The organism is Pandoraea cepalis, assembly GCF_902459625.1.
Taxonomy (GTDB): Bacteria; Pseudomonadota; Gammaproteobacteria; order Burkholderiales; family Burkholderiaceae; genus Pandoraea; species Pandoraea cepalis.
Genome location: NZ_CABPRY010000003.1, coordinates 1 through 12,747 on the forward strand (window position 1 = coordinate 1; position 12,747 = coordinate 12,747).

The 12,747-nt window shown below is 60.4% G+C and carries 10 protein-coding genes and 1 tRNA gene; 4 read left to right on the forward strand and 7 right to left on the reverse strand.

Translation table 11 applies throughout. The features are described 5' to 3' along the window. Nucleotides 1–260, reverse strand: a 260-nt coding sequence (locus PCE31107_RS23510) for a hypothetical protein (RefSeq protein WP_150607687.1), incomplete at its 3' end; no start/stop codon positions are given. A gap of 499 nt (nt 261–759) precedes the next feature. Here PCE31107_RS23510 and PCE31107_RS08140 point away from each other — a divergent pair. After that, nucleotides 760–2,826, forward strand: coding sequence for an ATP-dependent nuclease (locus PCE31107_RS08140; RefSeq protein WP_174966591.1), 2,067 nt, complete (start codon nt 760–762; stop codon nt 2,824–2,826). A 251-nt stretch (nt 2,827–3,077) separates the two neighbouring features. Here PCE31107_RS08140 and PCE31107_RS08145 read toward each other — a convergent pair whose 3' ends face one another. From PCE31107_RS08145 to PCE31107_RS08155, 3 genes are all read right to left on the reverse strand, one after another. Continuing rightward, nucleotides 3,078–4,964, reverse strand: coding sequence for a reverse transcriptase domain-containing protein (locus PCE31107_RS08145; RefSeq protein ID WP_150607691.1), 1,887 nt, complete (start codon nt 4,962–4,964; stop codon nt 3,078–3,080). A gap of 293 nt (nt 4,965–5,257) precedes the next feature. Next, nucleotides 5,258–5,956: a GIY-YIG nuclease family protein gene (locus PCE31107_RS08150; protein ID WP_246181761.1), complete on the reverse strand. Its 699-nt coding sequence runs from the start codon at nt 5,954–5,956 to the stop codon at nt 5,258–5,260. Between the two features lie 163 nt (nt 5,957–6,119). Then, nucleotides 6,120–6,209, reverse strand: a tRNA-Ser gene (locus PCE31107_RS08155). A gap of 314 nt (nt 6,210–6,523) precedes the next feature. Here PCE31107_RS08155 and PCE31107_RS08160 point away from each other — a divergent pair. Further along, nucleotides 6,524–8,248: an acyl-CoA synthetase gene (locus PCE31107_RS08160; protein WP_150607693.1), complete on the forward strand. Its 1,725-nt coding sequence runs from the start codon at nt 6,524–6,526 to the stop codon at nt 8,246–8,248. An 18-nt stretch (nt 8,249–8,266) separates the two neighbouring features. Here PCE31107_RS08160 and hemW read toward each other — a convergent pair whose 3' ends face one another. From hemW to rph, 3 genes are read right to left on the reverse strand one after another with little or no spacing between them, the layout of a single operon-like run. Beyond that, nucleotides 8,267–9,487 (reverse strand): radical SAM family heme chaperone HemW, encoded by a 1,221-nt coding sequence (gene hemW, locus PCE31107_RS08165; RefSeq protein ID WP_150607694.1) that lies wholly within the window; start codon nt 9,485–9,487, stop codon nt 8,267–8,269. A gap of 5 nt (nt 9,488–9,492) precedes the next feature. Continuing rightward, nucleotides 9,493–10,110 (reverse strand): RdgB/HAM1 family non-canonical purine NTP pyrophosphatase, encoded by a 618-nt coding sequence (rdgB, locus tag PCE31107_RS08170; RefSeq protein ID WP_150607696.1) that lies wholly within the window; start codon nt 10,108–10,110, stop codon nt 9,493–9,495. A gap of 2 nt (nt 10,111–10,112) precedes the next feature. Next, a complete protein-coding gene (rph, locus tag PCE31107_RS08175) occupies nt 10,113–10,841 on the reverse strand; it encodes a ribonuclease PH (RefSeq protein ID WP_150607698.1) in 729 nt (242 codons plus the stop codon). Nucleotides 10,842–11,052: 211 nt separating this feature from the next. Between rph and PCE31107_RS08180 the strand changes: the two genes are divergently transcribed. Together PCE31107_RS08180 and gmk are read left to right on the forward strand one after the other, a co-directional pair. Next, complete coding sequence (locus tag PCE31107_RS08180) at nt 11,053–11,982, forward strand: YicC/YloC family endoribonuclease (protein WP_165385319.1); 930 nt, start codon at nt 11,053–11,055, stop codon at nt 11,980–11,982. A gap of 5 nt (nt 11,983–11,987) precedes the next feature. Beyond that, nucleotides 11,988–12,665 (forward strand): guanylate kinase, encoded by a 678-nt coding sequence (gene gmk / locus PCE31107_RS08185; RefSeq protein ID WP_150607700.1) that lies wholly within the window; start codon nt 11,988–11,990, stop codon nt 12,663–12,665. Nucleotides 12,666–12,747 lie beyond the last annotated feature (82 nt).

Here is a 12,747-nt window from a genome sequence, read left to right on the forward strand (position 1 = left end):
CAAATCGGCAGCATGATTGCCTCGGACGTTCCACTTAAAAATCTCAGAAGACTGTCCGAACGAGCGAAGCCACCTCTCTCGAACTGAATAACTACGACTTCCGGCACACCAATGGGGAGTCGAATGGCCTCGATTTCGCGGTGGTGAGCAGCCAGTGATGGAGGTGTCTGCCCAACGAACATCGTCGTGCGTGGGTCTGGTTCTGCCACGGTGTCTGGGCTCCGCAAGCTTTCGGCGGCATTTAAGGTGGTCGATGTCATGACGGTAGATTGTGAGGCTGACACTTCCGCGTTTGGCTAGTGGTGGACCCGCTCCATACGATCTTCGGGTTTCGCGAAATATACCGTAACACGAGGCAGCACGTACGCATGCGGCCATTCGCAATGGGTAGGTTATGGCTAACTGCTGACAGCCGTGAAGGGCAACAATCGGCCATCTCCGGCCGTTCGCCTTCGCGCTTCACTAGACATTCAAACGGCTGTGGCCAGACAGCGGGCGCACGTTGGTCATTTGTCAGCTTTGCAAGTCCGGCCATATCGGTTGTTCACACACCCGTGGAACATGCGTGACGCGAATAGCGGGCTTCGTGGGAGCAAGAAGCGTTCGCTCCGGCGAACTCCTATGCTTAGCATGCTATGCACAAACCGACGACGCTTGTTCATAGCACATTGTTACTAGGCTTTCAGAAAGCGCTGCTGTTGGAGCGAGTATCAAGTAATATGTTTCGCCATATGATTGGTATCTCAACCGGAGCGGGATATGCACATCAAGAAAGTATGGATAAGAAACTTCCGCGCGCTTGAAGACATAAACGCCGATTTGGACAGTAGGGTTAGCGTTATAGTCGGTCCAAACGCGGCGGGTAAAACAACAATCATCGAAGCGATTCGTTTCGCTAAAGCACTGCTCGCGCCTCGTACGCAGCAAGAAGCCAACCAGGTGCTTCATTCCCTTGGAGCATCTTCCCCACATCTGCCGCAGCGCCTACGGATCGACGCGATTGCGCGTGACCCAGCTAAGGCAATCTCGGTAGGATGCGCATTTGAGCTTTCCGCCGATGAAATTGGCAGCTTGATCGACGCGAGCGACGCGTTAGTTATGTCGTTGATACAAGCCCAAGGCGGCCAATCCTTCGCGAACCCGGATACGCTCATAGCATTTCTGGCGTCCCCGCAGGGACAAGCGATGCAAGCGGAAGCCAAAAACCGCGTCGCGACAACTCTCACGAAAGTGCAGACTACTAAGCGCTGCAATCTCGAAATCACCTGGGCACCTGGCGGGGGGCCGCAGTCCGCTGCGGACCCTGTGGAGGTGCAGTTCGTCGCCTATCTCGAAAGGCGACTACCTCCCAATAAAACCGCCTTCACCTACTTTCCGGCGGATCGTGCGCTTCCTTTGGGGGATCAACCGGTGCAGCTTGGCGGTCCAGATGCCGCAGCTCAACTGGAGTCTTACAACTCTCAACCACAAGCCAAATTTAACAGACTAAAGAATCTTATTTTCTCTGGGGTTTTTCTTTCATCACAGAATCAGCCTGCCGAAAATTCGATCGAACGGGAGTTTGAGCGAATATTTAGTGGCATATTGAAGGGAAGAAAACTTGAGCGGCTTGAAATCAATGAAATAGGGCTTTTGAATGTTTTGATTCGTGATACCGAAAGTCAGCGTGTATTTGATATGGATGGAATGAGCAGCGGGGAAAAGGGGCTTATTTTGACCTTTCTCCTGCTCGCACGTTCAGTTGTTGACAACGGGATTGTCCTTCTCGACGAGCCAGAACTGCACTTGAATCCTGCAGTATGCAAAGACATTTTGTCATACTTGGTCAACGAGTACGTTAAGCCCAAAAATCTCCAGGTCATCGTTTGTAGTCACTCGCCGGAAATCCTTGCTGGAGCATTTGACAACGACGAATGCTCCCTATTCCATCTGGTATCTACGAACAACCTCAGCAAGATTCGCCTCCAAGACGAGGTAAACTTGGAAGAGACGCTGCGGCGTCTCGGCGCCACCGAAAGCGAAAACCTTCTTTACAAAGGAATCGTATTTGTAGAGGGGCCGCACGACGTAGCAATTCTCGAATCTGGATTTGGCTTCCTGCTTCGACGCTACAAGCTAAAATTTGCACAAGGACGGCAAGAGATTGAAAAGGCTGTCCGGTCGCTGCAAGAGCACGAACAGAGCGGAGTCACTTCGACTCCAACTTACTTCATTTTCGACAGAGACGATGCCCCTACTCCATTAAAGAGTTCGGCGTCGGTAAAAGTTCTGCAGTGGGACCGTCGATGTCTAGAGAATTATTTCATTGACCTTGATGCTATTTCAAGCGTCTTAATGGACGAGGCAGTGGTGAAGCAACCACTAAAGAATCAAGGTGAGGTGAGCACCCTCCTGAGAAGCCTTGCATTTCAGCAGCTCCCAGAATTGGCGGCGAAACGCGTTTATGAGCGGTATGCATTTGGTGGCCTCGGAATCCGGCGCGAAGACTTGCCCGATAAGACAATGGATCAGATATCACAACTTTTCCTAAATAGAATAATGGCTGTCAAGGACCAACTGAACGGCATAGATATTTCCACATGGAAGACGACGTTCGAAAATGAGGTGGAGACCGAACGAAAGCAGCTTGAGGCTATATGGGAAACAACGTGGATGCAGGATTGCGACGGAAAGCGATTGATTGATGATCTATCAAAGAAGGTTACATTTCGCTCGAAGGTCAAGGCGTTCAAGATACGCCTGATCAAAGAAATGGCACTCAGTCAATCCGCGAACTGGAAGGCAATCGAGGGAAAGCTCAAAGCACTACTCTCAGTTTCAACTTAAACCTTAACGCAGACATGGGGGCTATCGACTCAATCAAAACGCCAGCGTTCGGTAAGGTGGAGGTCAGCCGCCCATGTGGGCGGCGGCTGTGCGCTCAAAAGCGGCTATTGCCCCAATGTTCGTTCAAATGGCAAGAACGGGTCGAAAGCGACTCGACGCAAACGTCAGTAATCGGCCTAGAAACGACATTCAGCAAAAATTCTTTCCTGACGCTCGACCGTCTACTGTAGATCGCCTAACCGATCCTCGCGTCAGGCGGCTGGGCCTCGCTCGACGGCGGCGGGCGCGGGTGGAGCGGGCGGCGGTCGCACTCGCGTGGCCTCATACGCCTCGATCCAGGCGTCCAGCTCGGCCACGCACAGGCACTCGTTATTGCCGGCATCCTGTTGGGCGCCCTGCTGGGCAACACCAGCGACGCGGAACAGCTCGTCGACGAACGGCCCACCCGAGTTGCCCTTTCGGATCAATTGGTTGATCTCAAACCGTTGAAGCCCGGTGCGAGGGAACCGCGCGCTCACGATAGCGTGCTCGATGTTGGCCCGGCGACCGTTGTTCCAGTTCGGGAAGCCGACGAGGTGTCCGGGGGCATGACGGGTGATGGGGGCGTCCATGCCCGAGAAGTGCCGATGGGCGGGCGGCTCCTCGTCGAACTCCAAAATCGCGAGGTCGCGGTGCGCATCGCGATGTACGACGCGAACCGCCCATTCCTGACCAGTCACCGGGTCGGTGACGGAGACCATTGCCCCCCGGACCTGCGGCGAGGTCAGGTCGGTCGTGAAAGGCACTCGTGGCGCCTGGGGATCCTCGCCTCGGCGATATTCACCATCCGCTCGGAACAGATGGTCGCACGTGATTAGCCGGTTGTGTCGCTTGTACGCAAACGCGGTCCCCTGGCCACCGACGGCCTCCTGAGTCCCGGCGTTGGGCGGATGGTAGTCCGCGAGCCACTGGACGACAAAGACTGCGCGCTCGGCGTCCTCTGCGTTGCGGACGATGGCTTCGACCGGCAGGGTGGCGCTAACAAACGGCGCGTCCCCAGCGCGTTCACGCTCGACGAGCCGGTTGTATTTTTCGGCGAGGCGGGTGTAGATCGTATCGTCGGCGCCCCGGACCATCCGGAGAAACAATAACTTTCCCCACAGCACGGTCTTCAACTCGGGCGGTTGTCCGAGCCGGGCCTGCCGTTTCCACGGGCGCTTCTCGTACGCGAGTCGAGCGCCGTTGGACACGCGGGCCTGCCAGTTTTCTTCAGCGGCCTTGTACCCGTGACGATCCCAAGCGTGCAGCGCGCCTCTGATCTTGTCAATGAAGGCGCGTTTCACGTTCGGGAACTGGTTGATTACGATCCCGGTGACCTCCATCCGGCGCCGCCGGGTCGACATGCGAGTCTTGGCCGGATTGATCCGGAAGTTGTGCTGGCCGATGATGCCCACCAGCTCCTGGCCGAGGGTTACCACGCCGCTGTCGAACGTGCAGATGTTCGCCGGCAATGCTATCTGGTTCGGCGTTGAGAAGCTGAACGTAATGTCATCGACGTAGCGGGTGTAAGTGGCCTGGTGGCGTTTCGCCAGCGCCATGAGGTCCCGATCGAGGGAGCGGCAGACCTGATTCGAGAAGAACGGCGAGGTTGGGGCCCCTTGGGGTAGCTCATTGTTCACGGTGCACATGTGTGCGAGCATCGTGGCAACGGGGTGCGCCAGGTTGAATGGCGCCTTCCGCAGAACGCCCCGGATCCGATAAAAGGAGATCGACGGGAAGAACCCTTCGAGATCCAAGTTCAGCACGAAGTGCGGCCGGCGCTCAAGGTGCTTTCGGGCGTTCGTGACGATGCTGCGACCTTCGGTGAACGCGTGAGCGCACGGCTTCGGCGTGCCGGCGCGCTCAATCAGATACTTGAGCAGTTTCACTTGTAGGTCCTTCAGGCGACGGCGCGGTTCGCGAATGACCCGTTGTCCACCGCTGCGTTTCGCCAGCAGGTAGGCCTTGTACGGCGGTGTTGGGTAGATGATGTTCTGGATCTCCTCGTACGCGAGGTCGAACACATCGGCGGCAAAAAGATGGACGTCGGTGCGCGCCCAGATTTCCGCCCATTTGGCGGCTTCGGCGGCGTCTTTCGCGGTGAGGAGAGGTGTCGTCATAGGAGTAGGTGCCGCCCCGGGTATCTTTCTCCTGTACCTGCTGCGCGCAATCCATGAAATGGTCAGGCTCAGCGTAGCGGGGTTCCAATACTGCAACGTCCACGTTAACGCAGACGAGATTAAGTCCTGCCCAGGGGCGGCAATCGATTGTAAGGTCTGAGCTAACCGTCCCGCAACTGTCCCCATAAATGCCGACGCACGCTACATGCGCAACAATTTGGCCGGATTGTCTCGATGCGCAGATATCGACGAGTCGTCGGCGTGTGCGGTGCGGGACCCGATGGGCTCCCCGATCAGTGGGTGCGGAAGGTGTTCCAGGTGTCGGTGTTGAAGTGCATCGACGCCATCACCTCAAACAGGTACAGCTCGAGGTCGTTGTCGATCTGAACGAACGCGACCGACATATCGCGTAGACGGCCCTGAACGGTTAGGAAGACCTCGCGGAACTGGTCGTCCTTCATGGCCTGATCACGCTTCATTTCATGAGGGAAGTCCTCGCTGGCCATTTTGTACACCAGGCTGGCGGTGAAGTGGGATTCGAAGTTGAGGTGCTGCACCAGGCGTTTGACAACTCCGCGGGAGATGCCAATGTACACCGGGCGGTCGCCGTCGATGAACACATAGCAGCCGGGGAAATCGGTGCTGTGCCCGAGCTTGGTCAACAGCTCGCGCCGCGCGCTTTTGAATCCCACGAAGGTGATGGCTGGCATCGGCGATTGCATCGAGGTCTTCAACCTTTCCAGGTGAGCGGGCAAGACCGTGGCGGCAAGTTCGTCGAATGTGTGGGTGCAGTTGTCGATCGACATCGAGGTAATCAGCGAGTGGTGGAGGCGCTGATCATAACCGGGGATCCCGGGTAGATTTTTGGTGCGCACCGAAAGCGGTGCGTATACCACCGAATCGCCACAGCAGCGGACGTGAATACTCGCACCGATGACCGCTTCACTCCGATTCTCGCCTTCGGCGATGTGACTCTTTGAACGTCGCTTCAAGGGCGCGAACCGCCAGTGATCGTGCCAAGGTGCGCTAATCCTCCCCGCGACCGAGCGATACGTTCCAGGGCGCAATTTCCCGCTTTTGCGGAGCAACCCCGAAAAAATTGCGGAGCACCGCCCACAAAAGTCAGTCGCTACTATCGGGAAAACCTAAGAAAACTGGCGGAGGCGGTGAGATTCGAACTCACGGAAGGGTTACCCCTTCGCTGGTTTTCAAGACCAGTCCATTAAACCACTCTGGCACGCCTCCGAGGCGTTGCGCACGACCGGATGTCGTGGCGAGGGAGGTCGTCTTGTGCGACGACTTGGGATGCGTGCGGTCCGGGAGAATCGGCGTCGGAACCCCAACGCAGACCGGTACCGCACGGCAGCCGGCATTATACCTGCTCATCCCGCCGTGTGAAGCCTTCATTCCACCCAAATCGCCTCACACCCCGCCCAAACGCTCACGCTTGCCTCGTCCCCCTCTTGTTTTGTGCCCCTCCGGCATGCATCATGCTTGAAGACGTACGGTGAACGCCCCTCGCGTCACCGTGCGAGGCCTGACATGACCCGGAGACACTCATGGATGCCGACACCTCCCGCGATTCCGCCCACGAGACGTCAAATGACGCCAGCGGCGAGCGCGTGACCGACACCCCGACGGCCAACGCGTTCACCTGGCAGATTCCGATCCTGTTCAACATCGGTGTCGACGTTTGCGACAAGTGGGCCGATGGCACCAACCGGCTCGCCCTCATCCACGAAAGCGCCGACGGCTCGCACGTGCGACTCACGTTCGATGTCCTGAAACAACTCTCGAATCAGCTCGCCAACGAATGGCGCGCCCACGGCGTCAAGGCCGGCGACCGCGTCGGCATCTTCCTGCCGCAATCGCCCGCCACCCTCGTCGCCCACGTCGCCGCCTATAAACTCGGCGCCATCGCCGTCCCGCTCTTCACGCTCTTCGGCCCCGAGGCACTCGCCTATCGTCTGCAAAACTCCGGAGCCGCCGTGCTGGTCACCGACCTCGCGAGCGTCGCGAAGATCGACGACATTCGTGCCGAATTGCCCGACCTGCGCCTCGTATATGTCGTCCACGACGACCTCCCCGAAGCCCATCATCACGTCGCCGACGACCAAGACTGGGGCGTCGCCGAAGACGGCCTGCTCGCGCTCTGGCCCGCCATTGCATCGCGCGACACGCATTTTGAACCCGTCCAGACCCGCGCCGACGCCCCCGCGCTGATCATCTACACCTCCGGCACCACCGGTAAACCCAAGGGCGCACTGCATGCGCACCGTGTGCTGCTCGGCCACCTGCCCGGCGTGGAGACGTCGCACAACGGCTTTCCACAAGACGGCGACCTGATCTGGACACCCGCCGACTGGGCCTGGATCGGCGGGCTGCTGGACGTTCTGCTCCCCGCACTGCATCACGGCGTACCCGTGCTCTCGCGACGCTTCGAGAAGTTCGATCCGGTCGCTGCGTTCGATCTGATGGCCCGCCACGGCGTGCGCAATACCTTCCTTCCGCCCACCGCGCTCAAGATGCTGCGCACCGTCCCGTCGCCGCGCGAACACTGGCCGCTGCAACTTCGTTCCGTCGCCAGCGGTGGCGAGTCGCTCGGCCCCGAACTGCTGGCCTGGGGGCGCGAGCACCTCGGCGTCGATATCAATGAGTTCTACGGGCAGACGGAGTGCAATATGGTCGTCTCGTCATGCGCGGCGGAATTTCCGGCGTTGCCCGGCGCTATCGGACGCGCCGTTCGAGGCCATGACGTGACCATCGTCGACGACGACGGCACGCCGCTGCCGGTGGGCACCGTCGGCAACATCGCGATTGCAAGACCCAACCCGGTCATGTTCCTCGGCTACTGGCATAACCCGGAAGCCACGATGGACAAGTATCGCGGCGACTTCCTGCTCACGGGGGACTCGGGATTCGTCGATGCGCAGGGCTACATTACGTTCACCGGACGCTCGGACGATGTGATCACCAGCGCCGGATACCGTATCGGCCCCGGGCCCATCGAAGACTGCTTGATCCGACATCCGTCGGTGCAGTTCGCCGCTGTCATCGGTGAGCCGGATGAGCTCCGCACGGAGATCGTCAAGGCCTTCGTCGTGCTGCGCGAAGGGTATGAGCCGTCCGCCGCACTGGCCAAGGAAATTCAGGATTTCGTGAAGCAACGTCTGGCAGCCCACGAGTACCCGCGCAAGGTGGTGTTCCTGCCGGAATTGCCAATGACCGTCACCGGCAAGATCATCCGCAAGGCGCTGCGCGAGATGGGCACCGTGCTGGGGTAACGCAGCGGTGCCAGGCCGTCACTTCGCGTCGCGCTCGAGGAACATTCCCTGAAGGTCGTTCAGAAAGCGCTGCCCCAGCTCGGTTGGGGCGATGCGCAGCGGGTCGTCGACGAGCAATCCCTTCTCGACACCGGCCGCCAGCGCCTTGGCAAGCCGTGCCATCGGCAACCCGGTGCGATCGGCGAACAGCTCGCTCTTCACGCCTTCGGTCAGCCGCAAGGCGTTGAGCATGAACTCGAACGGCAAGTCGCGCACGTCGACCTCGTTTTCCTCCTGCACCGCGTTGCCTGCCGCCGCCGCATCCATGAAGCGCTGCGGATGCTTGTGGCGGATCTGTCTCAGCACCCGGTGCGGGAACGATATCTTGCTGTGCGCGCCCGCGCCGATGCCAAGATAGTCGCCAAACTCCCAGTAATTGAGGTTGTGCTTGGCCCGACGGTGCGGCTGCGCATAGGCCGACACCTCGTAATGACCATACCCGGCCAGCGCGGTGCGCTCGGCAATCCAGTCCTGCATGTCGGCGGCCGTGTCGTCGTCGGGCACGGTGGGCGGGTATTTGTGGAACTGTGTGTTCGGCTCCAGCGTGAGGTGATACAGCGACAAGTGCGGTGGCGCGAACGACAACGCCGTCTCCACATCCTGCTGGCACTGCGCCAAGGTCTGGTTCGGCAACGCGAACATCAGATCGAGGTTGAAATTATCGAAATTCGCCTGGGCAATCTCGATGGCATGACGCGCTTCGTCGCCATCGTGAATGCGCCCGAGCGCTTTCAGATGCTCGCTATTGAAGCTCTGAATGCCGATCGACAAACGGTTGATGCCGCTCGCGCGGAAACTGCGGAACTTGTCCGCTTCAAACGTGCCGGGGTTCGCTTCCATGGTGATTTCAGCGTCGGCGTCGAGCGGCAGCAGGGCGCGCAGATCCGAAAGCAGACGGTCCAGACCGGCGGCCGACAACAGGCTCGGCGTGCCGCCCCCAATGAAGACGGTATGCACCGGTCGTCCCCACACCAACGGCAACGCCTGCTCCAGATCCTGACGCAAGGCATCGAGATAAGCTTGCTCGGGGAACGCTTGCGCGCCGCCCGCGCCACGCCACTCATGCGAGTTGAAGTCGCAATACGGACACTTGCGCACGCACCACGGAAAGTGCACGTACAACGACATCGGCGGCAGCGCCGGCAGACTGATCTTGCCGGGGCGCAGGAAGTTCTGCACGGGCAACTCGGATTGACTCATGCCGTTCACGCCTCCCGGCCCAGCTTTTCCAACAACACGCGCAGCGCGCGCGCCCGATGGCTGTGAGCATTCTTCACGGCGGGATCGAGTTCGGCCGCCGTCTGATTCAACGCGCGGATGAGAAAGTGCGGATCGTAGCCGAAGCCATGTGCGCCGCGCGGCGTGTCGACAATCTCGCCATCCCAGCGACCTTCGGCAATGATCGGCTGCGGATCTTCGGCGTGACGCACCAGCACGAGCGCGGCGAAGTAGTACGCGTCGCGATAACCGGGGGTGTCGGCGTGCGGGGCGAGTTGCTCGATCAAGTGGCGGTTGTTCGCGGCATCCGACTTCTCGCGCCCGGCGCGTGCCGCGTAGCGCGCGGAATACACGCCCGGCGCGCCGCCGAGGATCGGCACACACAGACCGGAGTCGTCCGCCAGCGCCGGCAGTCCCGTTGCGGCCGACGCATGACGCGCCTTCGCCAGCGCATTCTCGATGAAGGTCACATGGGGCTCGTCGGCTTCGGACACGCCGAGCATCCCCTGCGGTACCAGCTCGATGCCGAGCGGCGCAAACAATGACGCGAACTCGCGCAACTTGCCCGGGTTGTTCGACGCCAGCACGATCTTCTGCATGCCCATCCTCAGACTCCGAGCGCGCGCTTCTGGGCGTCGATCAACTGACGAATGCCGGCGTCCGCCAGGTCGAGCAGCACGTTGCTTTGCGCCCGCGTGAACGGCGCGCCTTCGGCCGTCCCCTGAATTTCCACGAAGCCGCCCTCGCTCGTCATGATGACGTTCATGTCGGTGTCGCACGCGGAATCTTCGACGTAGTTCAGATCGAGCACCGGAGCGCCCTGATACAGCCCGACCGAGACGGCGGCGACATGCGCGCGAATGGGCGACGTTTCGAGTTTGCCGTCGGCGAGAAGTTTCGAAACCGCGTCGTGGGCGGCGACGAAAGCGCCGGTGATCGAGGCGCAACGCGTGCCGCCGTCGGCCTGGATGACGTCGCAATCGATCTGGATGGTGCGCGGGCCGAACGCATCGAGGTCGAACACGGCGCGCAGCGAGCGGCCGATCAGGCGCTGGATCTCCTGCGTGCGTCCGCTCTGCTTGCCGCGCGCGGCCTCACGATCGCCGCGGGTGTGCGTGGCGCGAGGCAACATGCCGTACTCGGCCGTGAGCCAACCCTGGCCGGAGTCGCGCAGGAAGCCCGGGACTTTTTCTTCCACGCTGGCGGTACAGATGACCTTCGTGTCGCCGCATTCGATCAGCACCGAACCTTCGGCGTAGCGGGTGTACTGGCGGGTGATGCGCACGGGGCGCAATGCGTCGTGCGCACGGCCGTCCGGGCGGGGAATTTGCGTCATGAGTGAGTGTCCTGCAAGGTGAATGGGTGCGGCAATACCCGAATGGTATCGCTAAACGCCGCAGGCTTGGCGGCGCGGCCCGGTAGCGCGGTCCGATTCGGGAGCGCAGTGCCGGAAAGTGCGATAATCGCGTTTCATCCATGCATGCGAATCCGGTTGCTGCATTGCCTCGCGACAATACTGCCGCGCGGCTGTGGTTCCGGTCACCCCGATGAAAGACAATAATATTTTCAGTATGACCGGCTACGCCAGCGTCACGCGCGACATTGCGCATGCCGATGGTGCCGCAGGCGCGAGCGTGTCGGTCGAATTACGCACGGTCAACTCGCGTTTCCTCGATCTGGCATTCCGTATGCCCGAAGAAGCGCGTGCCTGCGAACCGGTACTGCGCGAAGCGCTCACCGGCAAGCTCTCGCGCGGCAAGGTCGACATCCGTATCAACGTGCAGCGCCCCGAAAACGGCACGAACGGTGCCCTCAACCTCGATGCCGTCAAACAGCTCGCCGATCTTGAACGGCAAGTGCTTGCGTGCTTCCCGGATGCCGAGCGCATGCGCACCGGTGAGATCCTGCGCTGGCCGGGCGTGCTCGGCGAAGAGTCGGTCACGGCCGACGCGCTGCGTGACGCCGTGATCGACGCCGGACGTGCCGCCATAGGCGACCTCGTCGACGTGCGCAAGCGCGAAGGCGCTCAGCTCAAGGCAAGCCTCATCGAGCGCATCGAGTTCATGGAGAAGATCCTCGTGGGCCTGCAGCCGATGGTGCCGGAGTTGATCGCACGTCATCAACAGAAGATCGTCGATCGTCTTCTGGAAGCGCTGGGTCTTGTGGTGCCGGAAGGTTCCGCCGCGCCGAGCAAGGACGAAATCGCCGAGCGCATTCGTCAGGAAGTCACGATTTACGGCGTGCGCATCGACGTCGCGGAAGAACTTACCCGACTCGACGCCCACCTGAAGGAAACCCGCCATATCCTCGACAAGGGGGGCTTGGTAGGCAAACGGCTGGACTTCATGATGCAGGAGCTCAATCGCGAAGCGAACACGCTCGGCTCGAAGGCCGCCTCGAAGGAACTCGCCGATGCCTCGATGGCGCTCAAGCTGTACATCGAGCAGATGCGCGAGCAAGTGCAGAATCTGGAGTAAGCCGCATGTCCGCGTCATCGCAAATCCCGCACGCTACCCTGCACGCCGAGTATCCCGGCAATCTGTTCATGGTGGTCGCCCCCTCGGGGGCGGGCAAGTCCACGCTCGTCAACGCGCTGCTCGCGCAGGACGCCGACATCTGCCTGTCGATCTCCAGCACCACGCGCGCGCCGCGTCCGAACGAGGAAGAGGGCGTGCATTACCACTTCATTTCGGTCGAGCAGTTCCTGGCAAGCCGGAAGGCCGGCGAGTTCCTGGAAAGCGCCGAAGTGCACGGCAACTATTACGGCACGTCGCGCGTATGGATCGAGGATCAGATGCGTGAAGGTCGTGACGTGTTGCTGGAAATCGACTGGCAAGGCGCGCAGCAGGTGCGCAAGCGCTTTTCGAACGCGGTCGGAATCTTCATCCTGCCGCCGTCCATCGCGGCGCTCGAGGAGCGTCTGAAGAAGCGTGGGACGGACGAGCCCAACGTCATTGCGCGTCGTCTGTTGGCGGCCGGCGGCGAAATCGCCCACGCGCCCGAAGCGGATTTCATCATCATCAACGACGAATTCCAGCGCGCGCTCGATCAACTGCAATCGGTGTTCACCGCCGTGCGTCTGCGCTTCGCCTCGCAGTATGCGCGGCACCGAACCTTGTTCACCGACCTGGACATTCACGCACCGAACGATCCCTCGTAACACCCTCGCATTCGCCGACCGCGCTGGCGTTTTTCGCGAGCGTGGCGCGGCTGCGATAGAATACGCCTCATATCAAGAAGGA